This is a genomic window from Gottfriedia acidiceleris (assembly GCF_002128425.1).
Classification (GTDB): domain Bacteria; phylum Bacillota; class Bacilli; order Bacillales; family Bacillaceae_G; genus Gottfriedia; species Gottfriedia acidiceleris.
The window spans coordinates 162,258-187,486 of sequence record NZ_NESS01000004.1 but is presented as its reverse complement, the minus strand read 5'-3'; the positions used below and the strand labels follow the sequence as shown (position 1 = coordinate 187,486).

23 protein-coding genes are annotated in these 25,229 nt (G+C 30.9%); 22 read left to right on the top strand and 1 reads right to left on the bottom strand.

What is annotated here, in order from left to right:
• Positions 1-149: 149 nt before the first annotated feature.
• The 22 genes from B6K90_RS09450 (at position 150) to B6K90_RS09350 (ending at position 22,747) form a co-directional block, all read left to right on the top strand.
• Positions 150-872 (top strand): YveK family protein, encoded by a 723-nt coding sequence (locus tag B6K90_RS09450; RefSeq protein ID WP_167555328.1) that lies wholly within the window; start codon positions 150-152, stop codon positions 870-872.
• The gene (locus B6K90_RS09445; protein ID WP_088012491.1) at positions 835-1,491 is read left to right on the top strand and encodes a CpsD/CapB family tyrosine-protein kinase; all 657 of its coding nucleotides are present in this window, start codon (positions 835-837) and stop codon (positions 1,489-1,491) included. Before B6K90_RS09450 ends, B6K90_RS09445 begins: the two co-directional genes overlap by 38 nt.
• Before the next feature lie 413 nt (positions 1,492-1,904).
• On the top strand, positions 1,905-3,728 hold the full coding sequence (locus B6K90_RS09440) for a polysaccharide biosynthesis protein (protein ID WP_088012490.1): 1,824 nt from the start codon (positions 1,905-1,907) through the stop codon (positions 3,726-3,728).
• 4 nt (positions 3,729-3,732) lie between these two features.
• On the top strand, positions 3,733-4,854 hold the full coding sequence (locus B6K90_RS09435) for a glycosyltransferase family 4 protein (RefSeq protein ID WP_088012489.1): 1,122 nt from the start codon (positions 3,733-3,735) through the stop codon (positions 4,852-4,854).
• A gap of 28 nt (positions 4,855-4,882) precedes the next feature.
• Positions 4,883-6,127, top strand: coding sequence for an O-antigen ligase family protein (locus B6K90_RS09430; protein WP_088012488.1), 1,245 nt, complete (start codon positions 4,883-4,885; stop codon positions 6,125-6,127).
• On the top strand, positions 6,081-7,100 hold the full coding sequence (locus tag B6K90_RS09425) for a glycosyltransferase family 2 protein (RefSeq protein WP_088012487.1): 1,020 nt from the start codon (positions 6,081-6,083) through the stop codon (positions 7,098-7,100). Before B6K90_RS09430 ends, B6K90_RS09425 begins: the two co-directional genes overlap by 47 nt.
• Entirely contained in the window at positions 7,097-8,101 is a 1,005-nt protein-coding gene (locus B6K90_RS09420; protein ID WP_088012486.1) for a glycosyltransferase family 2 protein, read from the top strand. The genes B6K90_RS09425 and B6K90_RS09420 overlap by 4 nt, the downstream gene beginning before the upstream one ends.
• A gap of 14 nt (positions 8,102-8,115) precedes the next feature.
• Positions 8,116-9,228, top strand: coding sequence for a glycosyltransferase (locus B6K90_RS09415; protein ID WP_088012485.1), 1,113 nt, complete (start codon positions 8,116-8,118; stop codon positions 9,226-9,228).
• Positions 9,221-10,243: a glycosyltransferase family 2 protein gene (locus B6K90_RS09410; protein WP_088012484.1), complete on the top strand. Its 1,023-nt coding sequence runs from the start codon at positions 9,221-9,223 to the stop codon at positions 10,241-10,243. Before B6K90_RS09415 ends, B6K90_RS09410 begins: the two co-directional genes overlap by 8 nt.
• Before the next feature lie 36 nt (positions 10,244-10,279).
• Positions 10,280-11,284 (top strand): glycosyltransferase family 2 protein, encoded by a 1,005-nt coding sequence (locus B6K90_RS09405; RefSeq protein ID WP_088012483.1) that lies wholly within the window; start codon positions 10,280-10,282, stop codon positions 11,282-11,284.
• A 188-nt stretch (positions 11,285-11,472) separates the two neighbouring features.
• Positions 11,473-11,634, top strand: a complete 162-nt coding sequence (locus B6K90_RS23685) for a hypothetical protein (protein WP_167555327.1) — start codon at positions 11,473-11,475, stop codon at positions 11,632-11,634.
• A gap of 26 nt (positions 11,635-11,660) precedes the next feature.
• Entirely contained in the window at positions 11,661-12,260 is a 600-nt protein-coding gene (locus tag B6K90_RS09400; RefSeq protein ID WP_088012482.1) for a sugar transferase, read from the top strand.
• 1 nt (position 12,261) lies between these two features.
• The gene (locus B6K90_RS09395) at positions 12,262-12,885 is read left to right on the top strand and encodes an acetyltransferase (RefSeq protein ID WP_088012481.1); all 624 of its coding nucleotides are present in this window, start codon (positions 12,262-12,264) and stop codon (positions 12,883-12,885) included.
• A 69-nt stretch (positions 12,886-12,954) separates the two neighbouring features.
• Positions 12,955-14,088 (top strand): DegT/DnrJ/EryC1/StrS family aminotransferase, encoded by a 1,134-nt coding sequence (locus B6K90_RS09390; RefSeq protein ID WP_088012695.1) that lies wholly within the window; start codon positions 12,955-12,957, stop codon positions 14,086-14,088.
• Positions 14,089-14,110: 22 nt separating this feature from the next.
• Positions 14,111-14,449 carry a helix-turn-helix domain-containing protein gene (locus B6K90_RS09385; protein WP_088012480.1) on the top strand — a complete coding sequence of 113 codons (339 nt, stop codon included), beginning with the start codon at positions 14,111-14,113 and terminating at the stop codon, positions 14,447-14,449.
• Between the two features lie 53 nt (positions 14,450-14,502).
• Positions 14,503-16,275, top strand: a complete 1,773-nt coding sequence (locus B6K90_RS09380) for an ABC transporter ATP-binding protein (RefSeq protein WP_088012479.1) — start codon at positions 14,503-14,505, stop codon at positions 16,273-16,275.
• A gap of 108 nt (positions 16,276-16,383) precedes the next feature.
• Positions 16,384-17,505 carry a polysaccharide deacetylase family protein gene (locus tag B6K90_RS09375; protein ID WP_235821765.1) on the top strand — a complete coding sequence of 374 codons (1,122 nt, stop codon included), beginning with the start codon at positions 16,384-16,386 and terminating at the stop codon, positions 17,503-17,505.
• Positions 17,506-17,534: 29 nt separating this feature from the next.
• Positions 17,535-18,404, top strand: a complete 870-nt coding sequence (locus B6K90_RS09370; protein WP_235821764.1) for a 6-hydroxymethylpterin diphosphokinase MptE-like protein — start codon at positions 17,535-17,537, stop codon at positions 18,402-18,404.
• A gap of 232 nt (positions 18,405-18,636) precedes the next feature.
• Positions 18,637-19,377 carry a 3-deoxy-manno-octulosonate cytidylyltransferase gene (locus B6K90_RS09365; RefSeq protein WP_088012477.1) on the top strand — a complete coding sequence of 247 codons (741 nt, stop codon included), beginning with the start codon at positions 18,637-18,639 and terminating at the stop codon, positions 19,375-19,377.
• Positions 19,378-19,379: 2 nt separating this feature from the next.
• Positions 19,380-20,999, top strand: a complete 1,620-nt coding sequence (locus B6K90_RS09360; RefSeq protein WP_167555326.1) for an aldolase catalytic domain-containing protein — start codon at positions 19,380-19,382, stop codon at positions 20,997-20,999.
• A 22-nt stretch (positions 21,000-21,021) separates the two neighbouring features.
• The gene (locus B6K90_RS09355) at positions 21,022-21,675 is read left to right on the top strand and encodes an HAD hydrolase-like protein (RefSeq protein WP_088012475.1); all 654 of its coding nucleotides are present in this window, start codon (positions 21,022-21,024) and stop codon (positions 21,673-21,675) included.
• A 166-nt stretch (positions 21,676-21,841) separates the two neighbouring features.
• Positions 21,842-22,747 carry an LCP family glycopolymer transferase gene (locus B6K90_RS09350; RefSeq protein ID WP_139840706.1) on the top strand — a complete coding sequence of 302 codons (906 nt, stop codon included), beginning with the start codon at positions 21,842-21,844 and terminating at the stop codon, positions 22,745-22,747.
• A 65-nt stretch (positions 22,748-22,812) separates the two neighbouring features.
• On the opposite strand, the gene B6K90_RS09345 is transcribed toward B6K90_RS09350, so the two are convergent.
• Entirely contained in the window at positions 22,813-25,053 is a 2,241-nt protein-coding gene (locus tag B6K90_RS09345; protein ID WP_167555325.1) for a right-handed parallel beta-helix repeat-containing protein, read from the bottom strand.
• Positions 25,054-25,229 lie beyond the last annotated feature (176 nt).

Below are 25,229 nucleotides of genomic sequence, written 5' to 3'. Positions count from 1 at the left end.
GAGGAAGTGTGATTGACTTGTTCGTTATAAAGAATTATCATGTTTACATACAATATTCATATGAAAAATGCACTAATTTAATTAGGTAATGGTAAATTTTTACTGAGATGTTCTTTAATAAGAACAAAAATGTTGAAAGTGGTGGAAACATGGAAAACGAGTTAAGCGTAAAAATGATATTTGAGCTTATTAAACAACGAATTTGGATATTAGTGATATTTTCTATCTTCTTTTCTACATTAGGGGGAGTTTATAGTTATTATTTTACAAAGACTCAATATGAAACATCTTCTAAACTAATTGTAAATGCAACCACTCCTGAAATGATGAATACTCTTTTAGTTATGATAAAAGAGCCAACATTATTAGAGGGCGTTGTTAGAGAACTTGATTTAAGTATATCTCCCGAAGAATTAAGTACTAATATAACTCCTGAAAATGTATCAGGATCACAGCTTGTTGAAATAAAAGTTGTTAATACGAATCCTAGTTTAGCGGCGCAAATTGCGAATTCAACAGCTGATGTATTCGTAAGTCAAATACCAAAAATTTTAGGATTTAAAGACTCAAAAATTTATTCATATGCTCAAATAAATGAACAACCTACAAACAATGATTATATAAAGAAAGCTCTACTTGGCCTTGTAGTAGGAATTATTTCAGGCGCTGGTATTATATTTTTACTAGACTTTTTCGACGATACGGTAAAATCTGAGGAGAACACTGAACTATTATTAGGTATCCCAGTCTTTGGAATTATTTCAAAATTTAATAAAAGAAATACAACTCTTGAGAAGGGCGAAATGATAAGACGTGAAGATAGGGGAGAAACATATGGGAATAGTGAACAGAAAGTTATCTCACTTAACTAATTTAAATTTAGTAACAGCGAGGTACAAAAATAGCAAAATATCAGAGGAATACCGAACGATTCGTACTAATTTTCTTACTTCCATGGAGGTACAAGAAAACCAGTCTTTAATTGTAACTTCTCCGAATCAAGGGGAAGGCAAGTCTACTACAGTTGCTAACATTGGAATATCATTAGCGCAATTAGGAAAAAAGGTTCTTTTAATAGATGCAAATCTTAGAAGACCAACATTACATACATCTTTCAATAAGAGTAATTTTGTAGGGCTAAGTAGTATCTTATTAGGCAAAACAATTCTTGAGGAAGTAATTGTAGAAACGGAGGTTAGTGGATTAAATTTATTGCCATGTGGTCCAGTTCCATATAATCCGGCAGATTTATTAGGATTAGCAACATTAAAAAGTTTAATTAATAAGGTGACGGATGAATATGATGTAGTCCTAATTGATACCCCACCCGCACTTGAATTTGCAGATACAAAAATTATAGCTAGTAATTGTGATGGACTAATACTAATTGCACAGTGGGGTAGAACGAAAAATAAAGAAATAGCATTAGCTCAAAAAAAATTAACAAATTGTATCAAAATATTAGGTGTAGTAATAAATGAAAAAAAATAATGAGGAATTAGAACTATTAATTAATAGTTTAAAATAGTATGTTGTTCGTTATAATGAACAAATCTTGACGATTAAAAGTTTGTAGGTGATGTCTTCTAACCTTTATCAACGAAGGCACTCGGTTATGCTGTGGGTTGAATAAACCTTAGACGCCAGTCGTCGAAAGTGTAGTGTGAGGGCAGGTTAGATGCCTAATTTTTTTAAATCTTAAGCTATGTTGTTTTTCATAAACAGTATAGTTAAGGAATTTAAATTTTGAATCTGTAACTATACAGTGCTCTTTTTATAAAAAATGAGCGTTATGTTGTTTTTCTGCAAAAGCATTTTAGTAAAGTGAGTCATTTATAAAAGGAATAGATATTAGTAAATATATTCATAGCTTACAAAAGGATAGAAGGGAAGGAAATGGCGTTATGACATATAGACAGAGAGTTTCTTTTATTATTTTTGTAGATTCTTTTATTGTTTTAACAACTGTTTTCTTTAGTCGATTTTTAGTAAACGCGACGATCGATGTTATTACAATTCCAATCGTCATTAGTTCAATTACATTATTGGTAAGCCATCATTTCTTTTCCTTTTTATTCAAGCTGTATAAGAAGGCGTGGGAGTATGCAAGTATAGGAGAATTGATAATTATAACAAAATCGATAACTTATTCAATCTTTTGTACAGCAATAGTGCAAGCACTCCTAGTTAAAGATACGTATTACCGCCTTTTATTTGTAACTTGGTTTTTACATATTTTATTAATTGGTGGGGCGCGTTTGTTTTGGAGAGTTTATCGAGACTTATCATATAAGAAGGCTGAAAATAAAAAACGCACGCTTATTGTTGGAGCAGGTGCAGCCGGTACAATGGTCGCAAAACAGTTAATAAAACATTCTGAGTCAGAATTACTACCTGTTGCATTTATAGATGATAGTTTAAAAAAACAAAATCTGCATATTTTAGGTATTCCTGTTGTAGGTGGAGTTAATAGAATTGAATCTTTTGTAAAAGAATTAAACATTGAAAATATAATCATTGCTATTCCTTCTCTTCATAGAAAAGAACTAAACAAGATTTTTCTAGAGTGTACAAAAACAAAAGCTAAAACACAAATTTTACCTATGTTAGAAGATCTAGTAACTGGTAAAGTATCCGTCAACCAGTTTCGTGAAGTAAAGGTTGATGATCTTTTAGGACGAGAAGCAATAATTTTAGACATTGAAAGAATTTCAAGTTCAATATCAAATAATGTTGTGTTAGTAACTGGAGCTGGTGGTTCAATTGGTTCTGAAATTTGTCGTCAAGTTTCACGGTTCAAACCTAAAACGCTAGTACTGTTAGGACACGGTGAAAACAGTATTTATAATATTGAAATGGAATTGAAAGAACAATTTGGAACAGATCAGATTGATTTTGTTACAGAAATTGCTGATTTACAAGATGAAGCAAAAATGAAATTAGTCATGGAGAAATATAGTCCGAATGTGGTATACCATACTGCTGCACATAAACACGTACCTTTAATGGAACGAAATCCCGAAGAAGCAGTCAAAAACAATATTATCGGAACGGTAAATGTTGCAAATGCAGCTAATCTATTTGGAGTTGAAACCTTTGTAATGATTTCGACTGATAAGGCTGTAAATCCAACAAGTGTGATGGGTGCATCTAAAAGACTTGCGGAAATGATGATTCAAAATATGAATAAAAATACTATGACAAAATTTGTTGCAGTACGTTTTGGTAACGTATTAGGCAGCCGTGGAAGTGTCATTCCACTTTTCAAAAAACAAATTGAAAAAGGGGGGCCAGTTACTGTAACTCATCCAGAAATGGTTAGATATTTCATGACAATTCCCGAAGCATCTAGATTGGTGATCCAAGCTGGGGCACTAGCGGAAGGTGGAGAAATATTTGTTCTCGACATGGGTGAGCCAGTAAAAATTGTGGATCTTGCTAAAAATTTAATTAAGCTTTCAGGAAACACAGTAGAAGAAATCGGGATAGAATTTACAGGAATCAGACCTGGAGAAAAATTATTCGAGGAACTTTTAAATGAAGAAGAAATTTACGAAAAGCAGGTACACCCTAAGATTTATATTGGTAAAACATCGAATTTATTAATCGAAGAGATTGAGGAAATAATGTTAACTTACTCTACATATGAAAAAGAGTTTCTAAGAGTTAAATTGTTAGAAGTTGCAAATAATCGAATGGAACCAAAAGAATTGCTTCCAATTTCTTAGTTAAGTGAAGCGGGGGATCATTATTAAAATTCTATATATTACAACCCTAAGTAGAACAATTAATGCATTTTTAGTTCCACATATTGAAAAGCTTATAAGTGATGGAAACATCGTCGATTGTGCTTGCTCAATTGATATGGCAGTTAATCAGAAGCTTACGAACATGGGAGTTAAGTTTTTTGACATACCTTTTAAAAGGAATCCATTTCATCCTATAAATATTAAAGCTTTAATGGGGCTTATTAAAATTCAAGAAGAGTTTGACTATGACATTGTTCACGTACATACTCCAATTGCTGCTTTATACGGTAGACTCCTAAAAGTAAAATTTACTAAACTAAAAACAATTTATACTGTTCATGGTTTTCACTTTTACAAAGGGGCCCCGATTATTAATTGGGGTCTATACTATCCTATTGAAAGGTTAATGGGGAATTTTACTGATAAGATGATTACGATGAACTCGGAAGATTATGAAAGAGCTCAGAAATTTAATGTTAAGGAAACATATAAGTTAAATGGAGTAGGTCTCGATTTAGATTTGTATAATCCTGATTTAGTAGAAAAGAATGAAATTAGAAGTAGATTAAATTTAGATATAGATGATTTTGTAGTTCTAATGATTGCCGAAATTAATCAGAATAAGAATCATAAACAAGTGATTCATGCAATTGAGATTCTTAAAGAGAAAGGGATTAATGTCAAATTAATTTGTGCAGGTGATGGACCATTACTTTTTGGTTTAGAGAAAGAAATTGTTGAAAGAGGATTAAAAGAAAATATTCAATTGCTGGGTTTTAGAAATGATATTAATGAACTTATTGCAGCATGCGATATAGGTATTCTTACTTCAATTAGGGAAGGGCTCCCAAGAAATATTATGGAATTAATGGCCTGTAAAAAGCCGGTCATTGGGACAAATATTCGTGGTGTGAAGGACTTAGTAATTGATTCAGTAAATGGATTTTTGGTTAACGTTAATGATTCTGAGGAAACTGCAAAAAAAATTGAAGTTTTGTTTAATAAAAGGGACCAGCTAAACGACATGGGCGATAATGCTTATAAGTTTATCTTAGATTATCATGTGGAGCATGTTATAGAAGATCTTCTCGAAGTTTACGGGTAATAAAAAATACGATGTTATAGGTGTTCTTATGAAAAATATTATAAAACTGCAAAAAGATATTACCTTTAATATACAACATATTTTTGTTTTAATAATGATTCTATTTTTCGGTTTCACAACTCTAAGAATCGGTATGTTTGGAATTGGTGAAGCAATTTTATTATTTTTTTGCATCACTCAAATATTTAGTCAACAGGAGATTTATATAACGACAGAAAAGCACTTATTTACGATATTTTGGGTTTATTATATTGGAGTCATTATTATAGGCTACACAGTAAATACATTTTTAGCAATCAATCCACAGTTTATAAAATTTGACCTTATGTCTTATACTGTAATCTTATTTTTATGTTTTACTTTTGAACTAGCTTTTAAGAAAAGTAGTTTTTCTAATTTATATAATTTACTACGTATTATTTATTTCGGAGGTATTGTTGTAATTGGATCTTTGTACTTTATTTATTTAAAAGGAGTTTATAGCCTATTTGGCTTTCCATTAACGTATGCAGGTTCAAGCATTTTTTCCCCATTTGCAAATGACTATCATCAGTTTGCTTATTTTGTAGCACCTTTACCATTTGTTGGACTATATATGGTTGGCAAAGAGCGTAATCTTTTTTATAAGATTGTAGCATTATTAGGAATAGTTTTATGTATAAAAATCGGGATGGCTACAACATCTTCCACATTAGAATCGTCTTGGATTATTACAACATTATTGTTTTGCGTGTTGAAGGTTTTAGAGAATTTAAAAGGGTTAAGTAGATCTAAGAGTATTATTATCGCATTCTTTTGTTTTGTTATTTTAATGTTAATCATTAATTATGAAAACATAATATTATTTATTAATGATTTCTTTAAAGGAGATTCAAATGGCGAGAATAGGCTAGTCATATGGAGTAATGCTATAAAAGCTTGGAAGCACTCCCCTATTTTTGGGTTAGGGCCTGGATCATTTAGTGGGCAAGAGGTGTTCTTTGGGTATGAAGCGCATAATACTTTTCTACAAATATTAACACAGGGAGGTATTATGGGAGGGATTGCTTATATCTTTTTAGTAAAAAAGTTAACTAAAATGGCATCCGTGAATGTTTATATTTTGTGTGCAGTAGTATCATTAATTTCTTATGGACTAGGTATAAATGACTTGCGAAGAACGGTTTTATGGTTTTATTTTATCTTGTTTTATTTTCTAAGTTTAAAAAGTAAGGGAGGTAAAGGTAATGAAGCTACCGTTATTAAGCATAATCGTACCAGTATACAACGCTGAAAAAACAATTGTCCGTACAATCTACAGCGTTATAATACAATCGTTCCAGGATTTTGAGTTAATTCTTATAAATGACGGTTCAAATGATAATAGTTTACAAAGAATGAACGAAATAGCAATAAATGATTCGCGTATTAAGGTTTATGATATACAAAATTCGGGTGTAAGTAATGCGAGGAACTATGGTCTTAAGCATGCAAATGGAAGATATACTACATTTATAGATGCTGATGATTACTATAATGAAAATGCTTTTGATGAAATTTTAAGGGATCTTGATGAAAAGACCCAACTAATCATATTTGGATATAATGTTGAGTCAGATCATAAAATTTCCTTAATTAGATCTCCGAACAAAGAATCGGTCCAATTCTCGAATGAGGAGCAATTCAGAAGCTATGTAGTTACGTTAATACAGAATGAACTGATTAATGCCCCTTGGAATAAGGTTTATTTAACTAGTTATTTAAAAGAGAATGATATTTTATTTGATTCGACTATAAATATTGGTGAAGATTTAAAGTTTAACTTATCCGTAATACGCGATATTAAATATGTAAGTGTAATAAACAAGGCTTTAATAAATTATTGTGTAAAAAAAGGTGAAGGACTTGTATCACACTTTAGAATAAACCGATTTGATATTAGATATAACATTATCAATGATATAAAGGAATTATTAACTTATTGGGAGTTATATTCTAAAAATAAACCTATGGTAGACCAAATGTTAATTAGGGATATCATGGGATATTTTATGGACTTTTATAAGACTAGCTGCGAACTCTCTTATAGTGAAAAGCTTGAACGAATTAAAGAGGTTATTAATAGAAATGAAATTAAAGAAGTAATGGTCAAAAACGAGATTAAGGATTTTGCTACAAGCCTAATAAAACTAATACTTAGGACTAATAATAGTATGTTTATATTGTTATTAGCGAAAATTTTTAATACAAGGCGAGCGATGAGATGAAAATAAGTATTATAGTAGCGGCATATAACGTTGAGAATTACATTGAAAAATGTCTTAAATCGATTATCGATCAAACATATAAAAATCTTGAAATCATAGTGGTCAATGATGGTTCTACAGATCATACACTTGAGGTCACTCAAAGAATATCAAAGACTGATAATAGAATTGTAATTGTAAACAAGTCAAATGGGGGACTTAGCTCAGCTAGGAATGCAGGAATAGATCTAGTCACGGGAGATTATGTAGGCTTTGTTGATGGCGATGATTATATTGTATCTGATATGTACGAAGGCCTTTTAGAAGAAATGATTAAACATAAGTGCGAAATTGCTATGTGTGCTGTATTAAAAGTCTATAACGATTATACTGAGCCCGATAGTATAATTGATCAATTAGTAATTTTAAATAAAATAGAAGCTTTAAGTGCTTTAATTGAAGAAAAATATATAAAACATTACGCAGTTAATAAACTTTATAAAGCTACTCTATTTCAAGATATTAGATATCCAGAAGGTAAGTTGTACGAAGATATTTTTACAACTTATAAGCTATTTGCTCGTGCGAATCAATTAGTATACTCCAATAAAATAGGCTATTACTATATTCAAAGAGAAGGTAGTATATTAAGGTCAAAATACAACGTAAGAAAATTAGATTGTATTCAAGCCTTTAGTGAGTTTAAATCCTATGTCGATCAAGAATTCCCAGAACTTAGTAGGGATTTATTATGGCGTTTAAATTTGTCTAAAATGAATTCATTGTTAGATATGCTAAAATCTGAATCCCTTTATGGAAATTGTGAGTTTAATGAGATTGGCTCAAAACTTACAAAAGAGGTAAGGAAAAATAGCTTTTTTTTTATAGGGGGTACAAATATACCAACCACATTTAGAATATTAGCTCCATTTAGTTACGGGGGTTATCCGTTTATGAGAATGTTGTTTAAAACGACGATTGTTAAAAATTATGTTTATCAAAGATCATTAAAGCTGTTATAGGAGCGAAACTTTTTATGAAAAAAGTATTATTTGTAGTGGATAAGATGGTCTTAGGTGGTGCTGAGAAAGTATTAGTAGATATAATAAATAATCTACCAAAAAATAAATATGAAATAACCATTTTTACACTATTTGATGGAGGTGAACTGAGTAACCAAATTCATAATGGTGTAAAAAAGATTAGTTGGTTTAATAAACAATATAGAGGAATATACAGGATTATTAAGTATATGGATCCAAAAAAAATATATACAGAAAATATTAAAGAGGAATTTGATATCGAAATTTCCTTTAAAACGGGTATGCCAGAGAAGATTGTAGCAGCGTCACCTAATAAAAAATCACTAAAAATAGCTTGGATACATGGTGATATGACATATCAGAATTATGGACTGGAAAGTCATAGATCAAAGAAGAGGCAGTTAGACTGTTATTCAAAATTTAATCGCATAGTGTTTGTTTCGAAAAAGTGTGTTGAAGGCTTCAGAGAGGTTATCGGAGACTTAAAAAAATTTAGTGTTATATATAATGGTGTAGATATAGATAACGTACGACTGTTATCCAATGAACAAAAAAAATTAGATTATTCTTCTAATAAAGTTATATTTTCTACAATATCTAGACTTAATTATGAAAAAGGTATTGATCGTTTAATTCTTGCTGTTGAAAGACTTGTTAAGGAAAAACTGTCGGACTTCCACATTTATATTGTAGGTGGTGGAATCTTAAAAAATGACCTGCAAGATATGATTAATGAAAGAAGCTTAAATGACTATATTACGCTTCTTGGCGCGAAAAGTAATCCATTTAAGTATATAAATGGAAGTGATGCATTTATCTTATCATCAAGAAGTGAAGCACTATGTATTTCAGTGATTGAATCGATGGCATTAGATCTTCCGGTTATATCTACAAATTGTGGAGGGGTTACTGAAATAATTGGAGATTCTGAGTTTGGTATATTGGTAGAAAATAGCCAGGAGGGTATTTACCATGGACTTAGGCAGTTTATTCAAAAAAAACTATTATTAAAAGAAATTTATACTAAAAAAAGTTCGGAAAGAAGCAAAGATTTTAGTTTGGATGAAATGATTTCTAAAATTGAGGTGTTTTTTGAAAATGCCTAATAAACCTTTAGTTAGTATCATAATTCCTATTTATAATTCTGAAAAATTTCTCAACAATACAGTAGAGAGCGTTTTAAATCAAACATATGAAAATTTTGAATTAATATTAATTAATGATGGCTCAACTGATACAAGTGCTCAAATATGTGATGCCTTCGCTAAGATTGATCATAGAATTCAAGTACATCACATCTCCAATAATGGACCTGGGAATGCAAGAAATCTGGGTATATCATTGGCGAAAGGAAATTATATACAATTTGTCGATAGTGATGATTCAATTGAATTTAATATGGTTGAGCAATTGGTAAAATACATGATAAGTGAGATGGTTGAAGTAGTAGTCTGTGGAATGAAGAATCTAGACCCGCCTAATCAGGCAACTATTAGTTCCTATCCTGCAAAGCTTTCACTAGATAACGAAATTAAAAATGATTTTGTTCATCTACTTAAATTAGGTCTGGCTTATTCACCTGTAAATAAGATGTATAGAAAGTCTATTATTGATGAGTATAACATCAAATTTAATGATGATTTATTAATTGGAGAAGATGCATTATTTAATATCAAATATTTTTCGAAATGCAGTAAAGTTTTTATATATGATAAGCCGCTATACATTTATCATCAAAGGGTAGGAAGTTTAACGAAAAGGATTTTTCATGAAAAAGAAATGGCACAAATGTTGTTATATCAAAAGATGACAGAATTTTTAGGTAATGAATTAGCATCCGATACGGTAAGAGAACTAAACGCGTATTATCTTATGGAATTTAGTTTTATCATCTATCAAAATAGCATTGGGATTAAAAGTATAGGTGATTTTTTTAACAAAGTTAAAGATACTAAAAAGTTTATTAAACGTCCAGAATTTAAAGCGGTAGCTAAAAGTAGTTATTACTACAGTTCTTTGCAGCGATTAATTCTATTCTTTTTAAAAATGAAGTGTGAAACTTTACTCATGTTATTTTTATACTGCCATAACAGATTCTATAAAAAGCCATTACCTATATAAAATGAGCAATAAATAAAGTTGGAGGTAAAAATTTAGATGCCACTTATTTCGGTAATAATCCCAGTGTATAATGTGGAAAAATATATAAGCACTTGTTTAGATTCAGTCCTAGCACAATCGATGATTGATTTTGAAGTATTGCTCATTAATGATGGCTCAACTGATAGATCAGCAGTTATTTGTGACAAGTATTCAAATAAAGATAAAAGAGTAAAAGTCTATCATAAAGAGAATTCTGGACCTAGTAGTGCCAGAAATTTAGGGATTAAAAAAGCTTCAGGGGAATATATAATGTTTATTGATGCCGATGACTATATAGATCAAGATACTTTTAGAATAGTAAATTTTGAAGCAGAAAAATTTGGTGCAGATATAGTAGTATTCCCTATATTTGAAAAAAAGGGTGAAGTCATTCAAATATATAATATTGCTGAAAGTTATTTTGATGACGAAGAAAGTAAAAAAGGTTTCTTAAAAGAAGTTTGGCTAAAATCTGGTTTATTAGCTTCACCAGTAAATAAGATATATAAAGCGGAGGTTATTAAAAATAATAATATTTTATTTAATGAGGACTTTTGTATAGCAGAAGATTATTTATTCAACATGGAATATATTGATGCTGCTAGGAAAGGCTGTAGTATAAAAACGCCTTTGTATTACTATGTTAGACATAATGATAGTATTTCAACTAAAGTATTTTATAATAAATTTGATATTGCATTAGCTGTATATAGAGAGTCTTTGGGATTATTAAGCAAGTATAGTATAAAAGAGGTAGAGTATATAAATAAAATCCATACGGAATTTGCTACAGGTTTAATTCGCGCTATGTATGAAGCAACTAGAAGAGGGTATAAAAGGAACTTTTTTAAAAAGCTTAAAGAAATTAAAAAATGCATGACTAGTAAAGAAACCAGGTCCCTTTTTACAGGTACTCTAGATTTTTCTACTTTCAACAATTTTGTTATTTTTTGTTTAAGATATAAACAAAGTTTTATATTTTATTTAGTGTTTAAACTAAAAAACTTATTTTTTGAATAAACCTTAATATTATAAACCATAGATTTCCGTACCAAATATTGGAGCGGATTTTTTTATTGTTTTATTTAAAAATCAATGCAAGAAAAGGATCCAAAACTAGGAATTAGACTAGCAGGTATAAATATTTTTCTGTTTTATTATACTTGAGCATTTTTTAATGAGTATTTTTTAATAAGTGAGGGGTTTTTTTGATTTCAATTAATCTGACACAAGAGCAATTATTTAAGATTATGGAGAACATTTTTCAAAAGGGTAATGAATTAAATGATTTGGAAACAAAGGAAGCTGTAAATGAAATAAAGCAAAGCATATTAACTGTCTGTGCTACAAACTCTGGGGATAAAAAATAAATTATACATTATAGGAGATAAGAAATATGAAAAGAGTAATCGATTTAGTTATTTCGCTGACCTTGTTAATCTTATTACTTCCAATTTTAATTTTAGTAGCCATTACAATAAGGTTAAAAATGGGATCACCTATATTATTTACCCAGCAAAGACCTGGCCTATATGGAAAGCCATTTTCTCTTTATAAATTTCGCACAATGAGTAATTTATATGATGAGAAAGGTAATTTACTCTCAGACGACAAAAGATTATCGAGCTTTGGAAAGTTTTTAAGAAGATATAGTTTAGATGAGTTTCCCCAGTTGCTAAATATTATAAAAGGGGAAATGAGTCTAGTTGGCCCAAGACCATTCTTAATGGAGTATTTATCTCTTTATACAAAAGATCAGATGTTGAGACATAATGTTAAGCCTGGAATAACCGGTTGGGCTCAAGTGAATGGTAGAAACAAAATTACATGGGAGGAGAAATTTAAATTGGATATTTGGTACGTAAAAAATCGAAATACGCTTCTAGATTTGAAAATTCTCTTCTTAACTTTTTTTAAGGTTATTAAAAGAGAAGGTGTTAGTCAACAAGATCATGTAACGATGGAAAAATTTAAAGGCTCAAGCGAAGTAATGTAATATGGAGATTATTATATTAGGAAATGGTGGCCATAGTAAGGTCGTCCAAGAAATGATTACTGCACTAAAAACCCATAAAATTATTGCCATTCTAGATGAAAAGTATGAATTTGAAAAACAAGAAAACGGCATAATTTATGCACCGATTTCTTCGATTATAAAGTTAATGAGTAATGATACTAGAGTTGTCATTGCGGTAGGTGACAATTCTTCTAGAAAAAAAATTGTTAATACATTAAAATTACGAGCTGATCAATATATTTCAATTTTCCATCCATCGGCAGTAATAAGTAAGTCAGCAGTTATTGGAAATGGTACAGTTGTAATGCCAAAAGCAGTTATTAATGCAGAAACAAAAATAGGTAATCACTGTATTATTAATACCGGATCAATTGTAGAGCACGACAATTATATTGACAACTATTCTCATGTTTCGCCTAATTCAACACTAACGGGTAACGTTTCATTAGGTGAAGGTGTCCATATTGGAGCATCAGCAACATTAATTCCTGGAATTAGCATTGGAGATTGGTCCGTTGTTGGGGCCGGATCAACAGTTATTAAAAATATCCCTTCATACAGTAAAGCCGTTGGATCCCCAACAAAAATTATTAATAAAAGTTAAGAAATAAAATTTTTATTAAAAGGGGGTAATTTTGTGACATCGACAAAAATTTATTTATCACCACCTCATATGAGTGGGAATGAACAAAAATATATACAGGAAGCATTTGATTCAAATTGGATTGCACCCCTTGGACCAAATGTGGATACATTTGAAAAAGAGATAGCATCTTATGTAGGAGTCAGTGAAGCAATGGTCGTAAGTTCGGGTACGGCAGCGATTCATTTGGCTCTTTCTTTATTAAACGTAACAAGGGGAGATAAAGTATTTTGTTCAAGTCTCACATTTATTGCAAGTGCAAATCCAATTCTTTATCTAGGTGCTGAGCCGGTCTTTATTGATTCTGAACCAGAAACATGGAATATGTCCCCGAAAGCACTTGAAAAAGCATTATATGATGCATACATAGAGAACAAACTACCGAAAGCTGTAATTGTTGTAAATTTATACGGTCAAAGCGCAAAAATGGATGAAATTCTATCTATATGTAATCAATATGAAGTTCCAATTGTTGAAGATGCAGCGGAATCACTAGGTTCTATGTACAAAGGGAGAGCAAGTGGTACATTAGGAAATTTAGGAATTTATTCTTTCAATGGTAACAAAATTATTACAACTTCTGGTGGTGGAGCTTTAGTATCAGATAATAAAGAGCTGATACAGAAAGCACGTTTTTTAGCTACACAGGCTCGTGATCCAGCACCATACTATCAGCATTCTGAGAGTGGATTTAATTATCGAATGAGTAATCTATTAGCAGGAGTTGGAAGAGCGCAACTTCAAGTGTTAGATGACAGAGTTAATACTAGAAGACAAATATTTAATCGATACTTTGAGGAACTGGCTCATATACCCGGGATTAGTTTTATGCCTGAGTTAGCAAATACACGAAGTAACCGTTGGCTAACTACATTAACAATTAATGAGAAGGAAACAGGAATTTCCTCTAAAACTTTAATTAATATACTAAACACTAACAATATCGAAACGCGCCATGTTTGGAAACCACTTCATTTACAACCGATCTTTAAGAATATCAAATATTACTCCCACACAAAGCATGAACATATAGCTGAACAATTATTTGAAAAAGGTATGTGTCTTCCATCTGGATCAAGTCTAACAGATGAGGAACAAAACAGGATCATCAGTTGTCTCATGCAAAATATTGATAAGAGCAAGAATAAACTAAGTATGAAATAACGTATGAAAGAGGTGAAAGATAGTGATTGGGAAAAATATTCATAATATCCGTAAAAAGAGAGGGCTTACTTTAACTCAATTAGCTGAACAGGCTAACATATCTAAATCTTACTTAAGTAATATTGAACGTGAAATTAATGACAACCCATCAATACATGTAATGGAAAAAATCGCGACAGTATTAGGGGTAGAGTTAAAAAACCTGTTAAATGAAAAATCTGAAACCTCGCTTTCTCCAGAAAGTGATTGGCTTGAATTAGCCAAAGAATTAAAAGAATCTGGAATTGAGCTTGATGAACTTCGTGAATATAAACCGGTTTTTGAATTTGTGAAATGGAAAAATACAAAGATTAATTTTTAGAAGGAGATAATCTTTTCTAACCATTAATCTACGAAAGTAAAGGTGTGAATGAATTGGTAGATACTACGAAGAAATTACTTCTCTTATTTGACAGAGGGGAAAAGAAAAAATTACTTATATTATTTTTTATGATGATAATTGCTGCACTTTTTGAAACTTTTGGAATAGGAGTTATCGTACCTTTCGTAGGAATTGTAACAAACCCTTCCATTATCAAAGAACATTCTAGCATCAATTTTTTATATAAATTGTTTAATTTCCAATCTACTACATCTTTTTTAATATTTTCGGTATGTATACTACTTATAATTTTTATTTTGAAAAACTTATATATCATTCTTTTCCAAAATGCACAAAATCGAGTTATTTTAAATCAACAAGTTAAACTATCTAGAAGATTATTTAGAGAGTATTTATCTAAGCCATACATATTCCATATTCAAAGAAATTCCTCAGATTTACTTCGAAATGTAAATATAGAAGTGCAGAATCTATTTCAAGGAATTATTATGTCGGCATTTTTGTTATTAACAGAATTGCTTGTAATTGCTTGTATATTAGGATTGCTACTTTATACAAACACACTTTCAACCCTTGTGGCTTCTATTTTATTAGGGGGAAGCGTGTATTTATTTTTTAAAGTTTTTCGAAAAAAAGTAAACGAACTTGCAAAAGAGCAACAGGCTGTTAGCGGTACGATGATCAAATGGGTTAATCAAGGTTTAGGAGCAAGCAAGGAAGTAAAAGTTTCAGGCAAAGAAAGCTTTTTTGTTAATGCATATACAAGTAAAAGCCAAATTAATGCAAATATCAAAAGGTATAAAATAATGTTAGAACAATCTCCTCGTCTTTTTATTGAAACTATTTTAGTAATAATAGTATTAGTAATGGTTTTAATCATTATTTTGCAAGGTAAAAATACATCTAACATAGTATCTACAATGGCACTCTTTGCCATGGCGGCGTTTCGATTAATGCCATCAATAAATCGTGTTATGGCAGCAATAACAAGCATTCGCTTTAGTAAGCCTTCTTTATCTGTAATTTACGAGGACTTATTTACTAATAATAATATTTACCCAACTCAAATAAATTGTGATTCTAAATTAAATATAAATGAAAATAAAGCATTTACAGATTCTATTGAGTTAATGAATGTTTCATTTCGTTATCCGAATCAACAGGAATACTCTTTAAAAGATATTTCATTATCAATTCAAATAGGACATTCTGTGGCATTCATTGGTGAGTCGGGTGCTGGTAAAACGACATTAGTAGATATGATTTTGGGGTTATTCGAACCAGAAAAAGGCAGTATTTTAGTGGATGGTAAAAATATAGTTGAATTGAAATCTGTATGGCAAAAGAAGATTGGTTATATTCCACAAACAATATTCTTAACTGATGATTCGATTAGAGAAAATGTAGCATTTGGAATTCTGAAAGATCAGATTGATGATCATGCAGTTTGGAAAGCATTAGAGCAAGCTCAGCTAAAAGGTTTTGTTAAAAGTTTACCAAGTGGATTGAATACACCAGTAGGAGAACACGGAATAAGGCTTTCTGGAGGGCAACGTCAACGAATTGGAATTGCTAGAGCTCTATATCATAATCCGGAAATAATATTTATGGATGAAGCAACTTCAGCTTTGGATACTGACACCGAAAAAGATATCATGACTGCAATTGATGGTTTAAAAGGGGAAAAGACTTTAATTATAATTGCACACAGATTAAGTACAATTAAAAATTGCGATACAGTTTTTAAAATGAGTAATGGTAGATTAGTATCGATGGAGAATAAGCTAGGAATGTCAGTGATATAGGGTTGTACAATAAATAAAGAGATTGTGGGGTAAAAAATGAAGAGGCAAATTAATGAAACTTTTAGAGATATAATTTCGATATATTATAAAAGGAAGTTTTGGAGAAAGGTGATTTCAAATATTAAAAATGACAATAAGAAATCTAATGAGTTAAATTTTAATGAGCAAAGTATTACATATGTTAATAAACCAGGTATTGCATTCTCATTTGACGATAGTTTTAGAGTAAACGATTGGTATAAATACGGAAAAGATATGTTTGGACATTATGATGTAAAAGTAACTTTTAATATAAATGCCTTCCATCATCATGAAGATGAAAGGGAGCATACACAAGAGGAAATAGATAGAATAATTGAGTTGCAAGCAATGGGACACGAAATAGCTCACCATGGATTCAGACATCAAAATGCTGCTAATTACGTCAAAGAAAATGGATTAAGTACATGGATTGATAATGAAATAGAAGCTTTATTTAATTGGGTTGAAAATCAGGCTCATTCAAAAACGAGAGAAAAATTAAAAAAACCTGTTTCCTTTGCTTTTCCATTTTCCAGTTACACTGAAAATATTATTTTAGAAATTTGTCCCAAATACTTTAAATGTGTTAGAGGAGAATTAAACAGTACTAATCTAGTTTCGTTAAATCATACAGGCTTTGTTCCATCGATTTGTATAGATCAATTAATATTAGATGATGTTAGTTCCGTTAAAAAGATCCTTAAAATAGCAAAAGTTGCTGGAAAGAATGTAATCTTTATGTGTCATTCAATCTTACCAAATGATGTAGACTGGAAAGATTTTGGTTGGGGCGAAAAATCAGAGGAAAGTGGGAAATGGAGAATATCTACCGATACAATGAAATCTATTATTGAGGAGGCTAGAAAGCTCGACTTAGAGTTTTATACAACCGCAGAAATTGGGGGTGTAGCTACTTTTATTGATCGAAATATGGAAAAAGCAGTAAGAGAAAAAATAGAAACCCCATTTGAACAGTGGATATCAATTTCAAAACTAATTGAGATTACAGAACTAGATCTAAGTGGAAGAAACATTAGTAACCTAGATGGAATTCAATATTTTATAAATCTAGAAAAGGTTAATCTAAGTAATAATAATATTTCTGATTTTAGACTTTTGGATAAACTCCCAAAATTAAACAAGCTAGATATTAACAACAATCCAGGAAACGATGAGCACTATTATTCTAAAAAAATTGCAAAAAGATAATAAAAAAAGTAGGTAAACGCGAGGGGTGAATGATTCTGAAACTCTATGAAGCACTACGTAAAAATAGATTTACATATTTTTTTATTTACCATATAAGCCGAACTAAAACAAAACTACTTAATCATGTATTACCTAGAAGCATTTTTAACCTAAATAAATTCTTTCGAGTGATTAGACTATATAAAAATAGCCAATATGAACAATTGAAATTAGTAAAAAATAAACATAAAGGTCAGAGATGTTTTATTGTAGCTACTGGTCCTAGCTTAACAACCACGGACCTTGAGCTATTAAAAGAGGAAGTAACGCTAAGTATGAATTCAATCTGCTTAGTGTTTGACGAGACAGACTGGAGACCAACCTACTATGGTATTCAGGATGTAGGTGTATTTAATTTGTTGCAACCTTCGATTGAAAAATATGATTTACAACATAAATTTATAAGTAATTCAATTTCGAAACAAAAGCAGGTAACGAAGGGATATCTTGTTTTTCCATTAAATTTGTTAAATCACATGATCTTTCATAAAAAATATAAAACAAAATTTAGTGGAGACGCTTTTAAAGTAATATATGATGGATATTCCATTACATATTCAATGATCCAATTAGCAGTCTATATGGGATTTAGTGAAATCTATTTGTTAGGTGTAGATTGTAACTATTCACTTAATAGTCCACAACATTTTAAGGACTATGGATATAAAGAAACTTCATCTGAGGCAGTTATTAGAATGATTAGTGCATATAAAGAAGCAAAGAAATATGCAGAGCGTAATCAAATCAAAATCTATAATGCTACAAGAGGGGGAATGCTTGATGTATTTGAAAGGGTAAACCTAGATGATATTTTAAATAAGAATGATAACCAGCCATTATTAAGTAAGAGGACCATTTAGTTATAAAAGCTGGATCATTAAGATTTAGATTTTAAGTATAGAATTGAAACAAAAAAATTCTATCTTTGCTAATTGACACTACTATAAATAAGTGATAATTTAATTTTACTAATTGTTCTTTATTGTGAACAAATTGGTTTAATTATTAATTTTTTGTAAGTAATTATCATAACTTTTATATAATTTTGTTCGTTATAAGAAACACAGTTCATGAAATTAGGAGGAGGATTTTATGGAAATGATTGGAGTTATTCCGGCTAGATTTAATTCATCAAGATTTAAAGGTAAACCTTTAGCTGATATATGTGGGAAGCCAATGATATGGTGGGTCTATCAACAAGTAAAGATGGTGGAGGAACTTAGTGAAGTTTATGTAGCAACAGATGATATAAGAATTCAAACTGTTTGCGAGGAGTATGGTATTAAAACGGTGATGACGTCTGAAAGTCATAAAACACATTTAGATCGACTTTATGAAGTTTCTACTAAGGTAGATGCTGATTTTTATGTAAATGTAAATGGAGACGAACCATTAATCGATTCTGAAGCTATTTCTAAAATATTACCAAAAGATGCTAATCCAAGTTCAATTTATGTAGCGAATCTTATGACGGTTTTAAAAAATCCGTTAGAAGCGGTAGACTTTTCAAAAATAAAGGTTACAACAGATATATTCGGTTATGGACTGTATATGGCTAGAAGTCCAATTCCATATCCAAAAGGTACTTATGAATTTAATTTTAAAAAATTTGTCGGCGTGCAATGTTTTACTAAAAGTGCTTTAGAGTTTTGTTATAACGCTAAAAGGGGACCTATTGAAGAAGCGGAAGATATCGATGAATTTAGATTTTTAGAAAACGGACAAAAAATCAAATTTATTGAGGCTGAAGTTACTACATTATCCGTTGATACCCCTAAGGATTTAGATAAAGTGAGATTGATCATTAAAAATCGGTTAGAATGCGTGGTGTAAATATGAATAATATTAGGTTACTCGACTGTACATTACGCGACGGTGGTTATATAAATAATTGGAATTTTGGGCAAAAGAGCATAAAGAAAATAATTGAAAAATTAGCGAGATCAAATATTGATATTATTGAATGTGGTTTTGTCAGAGATGTTGATTTTGATAAAAACCAATCAATTTTTAATGATGTTGAAAGGATTAAAGAATTTATAAGCCCAAAGAATAAAAACATTACTTATGTAGGTATGATCGATCAACCTTATATTTCAATCGATAAAATTAAGGATAATGATGGTACATCCATAGACGGTTTTCGAATAACATTTCACGAGAACGAAAAAGAAATTGAAGAGGCCTTAGCTTATGGGCAAATGTTAATGGATAAAGGATACAAAGTTTTCATACAACCAGTTGGTACTACTAGCTATTCTGATGAAAAGCTCCTAGAGTTAATTAAAAAAGTAAATAAGTTAAAGCCATTTGCATTTTATTTAGTCGATACACTTGGCATTATGTATAAAAATAATTTGTTAAGAATGTACCACCTAACTGATCATAATTTAGATGAATCAATAAGTATAGGGTTTCATTCACATAATAATCTCCAATTATCATTTTCAAATGCTCAGGAACTACTAACACTCCATACTAAGCGAAATATCATTATTGATTCCTCAGTATTTGGAATGGGGAGAGGAGCGGGCAATCTATGTACTGAGCTGGTAACTCAATATATTAATGAAAATATAGAGAAAAAGTACAATGTTGTCCCTTTACTGGAAATTGTTGATGAGTATTTAAGTAAGTTTTCAACCGAGTCTAATTGGGGATACTCGGTCCCATACTATATTGCAGCTATAAATAATTGCCATCCCAATTATGCTTCATTCTTAATAAATAAACAAACCATTTCAGTAAAATCTATCAATACAATTTTAAAACAACTCCCAATTAAGAAAAGGGATATTTATGATGAGTTATATATAGAAGATTTATATATTAATCATCAAATTCATTTGGTTGACGATTCAGAAGAACTAGAAGTTTTAACCGAAAGAATATCCAATAAAAAGATACTAATAATCGCGCCAGGTAAATCCATTGAATCAGAAGGAGAAAAAATTTCTAATTTTATTGAAAATCAAACCCCTTACGTTTTTAGTGTAAATTTTATGCCAGAACAGTATAAAATTGATGCGTTATTCATAAGTAATATCAAAAGATTCAATAGTATGTTGGATTCTATCAAAGAGATAAAAAATTCTACATCAATTATAACTACTTCAAATATTCCTAATACGTTAGAGTCTGGCTCACTTATAGTCAATTATTCTGACTTACTCGTAGACAAGGTAACAATATCCGATAATGCTGGTTTAATGTTATTAAATCTATTAAATCGCTTGTCGGTAGATACAGTATATCTTGCTGGCTTTGATGGTTTTACTCTAGATAAAAGGACAAACTATTTTTCTGCTGATTTGATTAACAATATAGAGATGGAAGAGCTTGTAAAGAAGAACGAAGATATGGGAAAGCAATTAACATTACTTGAAAAATCAATGAAAATAAACTTTGTAACGCCCACTATGTATTGTGATATGAGCCTACTTAATAAGGCTTAAACTTTAAATAACTGGAGGTAAAATGAAATATTCTACTGTTATATTTGATTTAGATGGAACATTACTGGACACATCAGAAGGAATTATGGTAGGCGCTAGTTATACAGCAAATAAGATGGGTGGTCCAGATTTAACATCAGCTCAACAAAAAAGCTTTATTGGTCCATCACCTTTTTATTCCTTTATCCGAGAATGTGGTTATAATGAAAGCGAAGCGAGAGAAGCTGTAAAAATTTATAGAGAAAGATATAAGGAAAAAGGTCAATTTGAAGCAAAACACTATGAATTTATTCGTGAACTATTAGTTACATTAAAAGAGAAAGAGTTTAAAACTGCAGTAGCTACTCTTAAAAGAGACGATTTAGCAAAGGAAATCTTATTAAATTTTGAGTTAATGTCATACTTTGATTCCATTAATGGGATTGATGAGATGGATACGCTTAGTAAAGCGGACATTATTCAAATGTGTCTAAAAGATTTACAGCAGAATGATTTATCAGAAGTTGTTTTAATAGGTGACAGCATACATGATGCAGTTGGGGCTGAACACGCCGGTGTTGATTTTATAGCTGTAACATATGGGTACGGTTTTAAAAATAAGGAAGAAGTATTAAATAGTAAAAATGTTTTTATAGCAGAAAATGTCAAAGACATTATGAAATTCTTAGATTTATAGAGTTTATTTTATAATCTATTTAAATTTTTGGGGCGAAGGTTCAATTTTCTAATATGCTGTAGTAATTAAAAATTCAACTAAGTTTTGTTCTTAATAAAGAATCGTCTGTTGGTAAAAGAGAGCTGTTCTTATTTATGAACATATAGTGTAAAAGGAGTAAGTAATTGTGACGTGGAAAAAGATCCTTTTAAGATTGGGTTTAACATTAATAGGTTTAGTAGTAGTGGCTGGTTTGACTGGCTTGTTCATTTATCATCAAGTAGAGAGTACAGGCAAAGTCATCTATCAACCGATTAAAAAAACAACTAGAAGGCCTGAGCCAGTAAATGTCGTTAAGAAAGATCCATTTTCTATCTTGTTACTGGGTGTTGATAAACGTGAAGGTGATAGAGGGCGGTCTGACTCATTAATGTTATTAACTGTGAATCCAAATACTAATACAACGAAAATTATAAGTATTCCTCGTGATACCCGTACATTAATTGTTGGGAAAAATAAGGTAGATAAAATTAATCATGCCTATGCTTTTGGTGGAGTACAAATGTCAATTAATACAGTAGAAAAATTCTTAAATATTCCAATAGACTATTATATGGAAGTAAATATGGAAGGGTTTAAGGATGTTGTAGATTCAATTGGTGGTGTAAAGGTTGATAACGGATTAGATTTTTGGAATGATGGAGTTCATTTCAAAAAGGGGTCTATTTCACTTGATGGGCAAGATGCACTTAGTTTTACACGTATGCGCCACGATGACCCTAGAGGTGACTTTGGTAGAGAAGAAAGACAAAGACAAATTATAGAAGCTGTTATCCACCAGGGGGCAAAAATTGAAAATTTAATTGCTTATAATGATATTTTAAAATCCATTCAAAATAATTTGGTAACAAATTTTACATTACAAGAAATGTATAATATTCAAAAAGACTATCGCCAAGCGGGTGGGAATGTTGAACAAGAACAGTTGCAAGGAAGCGGAGAAATGATTAAAGGGATCTACTATTATCAAGTCCCTGAAAAGAATCGCCTAGCACTCTCAAGTGAATTACGTGCACAACTAGAATTAGAGTAAAGGTTTGATTAGAAAAAAAGCGGGATCATTTGATCTCGCTTTTTTTAGCTTGTCCAATTCATATATTAGTTAAAGATATTATTTTGAACAGAAGGTAGTAAGACTTTTGGAACAGTAATCTTATTGACCGCATTACCAGTTAAGGTATTATTTATAATGGAGACATTTGTTGGCGGAGTAGTATTTTGGTCTAATTCAATTGCTGCGCCAGTGTGCCATGCATCACCTTTATCTGTAGTGTAAGAAATAAGGTTCCCTGAAATAATTAACCCAGATAACGAGCCTTTTTTTCCACTGGCTGTTTGGTAAAATCCATTTTTACCAGAGGAAATCGAGTTGTTTGTTATATTTATGTTAGTCATAGGCCCATCTTGAACAATTATTGAAACACCGGAAACTCCATTAAAAGTATTATGATCAACTGTTACATTTTTTGTAGTTCCCTTAATATTTACTCCATAAGAGCTAATATTTTTAAACGTATTGCCTTGAACCGTGAGTCCATCTACTTTTAGAACGTCATAAATATTATAATCAGTGACAATCCCGGTATCAAAATTCGTAAACGTATTATCAATGAAGGAAGTATTTTTTATATCTGTCACGGATGCAAAAGTATATACAGCTGCGCCAGTACCATTTCCAGTAAAGTTATTTCTCGTAAATTTTGTGCCTTCTGACCCTGCCACGATTGTAACTGCATTTTGGTTTGTAGAAATGACGTTATCGTAAACTTGAGTATTTACAGAATTGATTCCCCAAGTGCCCTCTACTCTAAAACCTTCCTCTGTATGAATTTTATTATTGTAAATTTCTAGTTCCTTGTTTTTTATCCAAATAAAAAATTGTTCAACATTTATATTATTATCGTGAATTTTTGCGCCATTTGTTTCCATTACTAAAAATCCGCCAGTAGTACAAGTAACTGTATTATTGTAAAATTCTACATGATTAAAATAGTTATTATCATTCTTCCCACCTTCAAGCTGAATACAGTATGCTCCATCGGTTGCATTAGAGGTAAAAGTATTGTTGTATATTTTTGCATCATCAAAATTCATTTCTTCCCAAGGTTCAAAGTGTAATGCAGGACGTCCTATTGTGCTTGTACTAATATTATTGAAGATTTTTAAATGATTTGCTTGTTCAACTACTATATTTGAACGACCATTATTTTCTAGAATATTATTAGAAATTGTCACATCGTTACTAGCAAGTGTGGAGCCAGATATAGAGACTCCATCACCAACAGCATTTATTAATCGGTTGTTATCTATTACGATTCGATCCGCATCATATGCAAAAATACAATGCATATGCTCAATACCATCCGGGTGTTTTATTGCATTTCCATCACATGTAATATTTTGTATCTTTGTATCATTTGCCATTGTTATGACACGATAATAACCAGAACCACTTGTATTGGATAATTTTAAAGTTACAGTATCACGGTTATCACCAACTATGTTTACAAATGGTTTTAAAAAGATTGGATTTAAGCTATAAGTGCCTGCGGGAACAAATACAGTACCTCCACCTCTTGAGCCAAGATAATCAATTGCTGATTGAAAAGCGGCAGTGTCATCAGTTGTACCGTTACCAACTGCACCAAAATTTTTAACATTGACTTGCCCAATCGGAGCTGAGACATTTACTAGAATTGACTGAGTTAAGCCGCCGAAACTAGCGCTGATTGTAGCTGACCCAGCATTAGTAGTCGTTACAACACCTGAAGTGTTGACGGTTGCCACATTTAGGTTAGAAGATGAAAATACACTTTGAGAAGTCACGTTTACTACTGATTGATCTGAATAGTTTGCTTGAACGACGAGGGGTTTAGATTGGTTCGTCGTTAGATCGAGACTACTTGGAGCGATATTTAAAGATACTAATGTCTTGATAGGGGGAGCAGTAGTATTAACCTTAATGGTAGTAGTTGCAATTACACCATTCAGGCTTGCCGTTAAAGTTGTTATCCCATTACTTTTAGACTTTATTAAACCAGCACTACTTATTGATGCTACTAATTTGTTTGAGACTGAATATTTAGCTGAGTTTGTGACGTCTTTTTTAGTTTGATTTGAATAAGTAGCCGTTACTTTAACTTGTTGGGTTTGATTAATTTTGGTAAATGCGTAGTTTGATGAATTAAATGATAGAGAAGTGAGACTAACTATTTTTGCTTGTTGTGTTTTATCGGTTCCTGAAGTTGATTTCTGTGGATTTTTAATTGCAACAACATTTCCTATTACTATAGCAAGCAATAATATTGCACTAATAAATAGAAATAATGTTTTTTTCAAGAATTTAACATCTCCAATTACTTTTGATATATGTAATATATTATGGTCTTAATCTATTATGGTGATAGTAGATTAGTGGAAATTAGTTGCATAGCTATATCAATTTACTTAACTGTTGCAATTCTTTTTAAGTAAATCATATTAATAGGATTAACAGATTAATAGAAGTTTATTCA

Coding starts and splice junctions, on each gene's coding strand:
- B6K90_RS09370 (WP_235821764.1), top strand. CDS start 17,535: ATGATTCTGAAACTCTATGAAGCACTACGTAAAAATAGATTTACATAT.
- B6K90_RS09360 (WP_167555326.1), top strand. CDS start 19,380: ATGAATAATATTAGGTTACTCGACTGTACATTACGCGACGGTGGTTAT.
- B6K90_RS09395 (WP_088012481.1), top strand. CDS start 12,262: ATGGAGATTATTATATTAGGAAATGGTGGCCATAGTAAGGTCGTCCAA.
- B6K90_RS09415 (WP_088012485.1), top strand. CDS start 8,116: ATGAAAAAAGTATTATTTGTAGTGGATAAGATGGTCTTAGGTGGTGCT.
- B6K90_RS09445 (WP_088012491.1), top strand. CDS start 835: ATGGGAATAGTGAACAGAAAGTTATCTCACTTAACTAATTTAAATTTA.
- B6K90_RS09440 (WP_088012490.1), top strand. CDS start 1,905: ATGACATATAGACAGAGAGTTTCTTTTATTATTTTTGTAGATTCTTTT.
- B6K90_RS09405 (WP_088012483.1), top strand. CDS start 10,280: ATGCCACTTATTTCGGTAATAATCCCAGTGTATAATGTGGAAAAATAT.
- B6K90_RS09420 (WP_088012486.1), top strand. CDS start 7,097: ATGAAAATAAGTATTATAGTAGCGGCATATAACGTTGAGAATTACATT.
- B6K90_RS09450 (WP_167555328.1), top strand. CDS start 150: ATGGAAAACGAGTTAAGCGTAAAAATGATATTTGAGCTTATTAAACAA.
- B6K90_RS09390 (WP_088012695.1), top strand. CDS start 12,955: ATGAGTGGGAATGAACAAAAATATATACAGGAAGCATTTGATTCAAAT.
- B6K90_RS09430 (WP_088012488.1), top strand. CDS start 4,883: ATGAAAAATATTATAAAACTGCAAAAAGATATTACCTTTAATATACAA.
- B6K90_RS09365 (WP_088012477.1), top strand. CDS start 18,637: ATGGAAATGATTGGAGTTATTCCGGCTAGATTTAATTCATCAAGATTT.
- B6K90_RS09410 (WP_088012484.1), top strand. CDS start 9,221: ATGCCTAATAAACCTTTAGTTAGTATCATAATTCCTATTTATAATTCT.
- B6K90_RS09400 (WP_088012482.1), top strand. CDS start 11,661: ATGAAAAGAGTAATCGATTTAGTTATTTCGCTGACCTTGTTAATCTTA.
- B6K90_RS09425 (WP_088012487.1), top strand. CDS start 6,081: ATGAAGCTACCGTTATTAAGCATAATCGTACCAGTATACAACGCTGAA.
- B6K90_RS09355 (WP_088012475.1), top strand. CDS start 21,022: ATGAAATATTCTACTGTTATATTTGATTTAGATGGAACATTACTGGAC.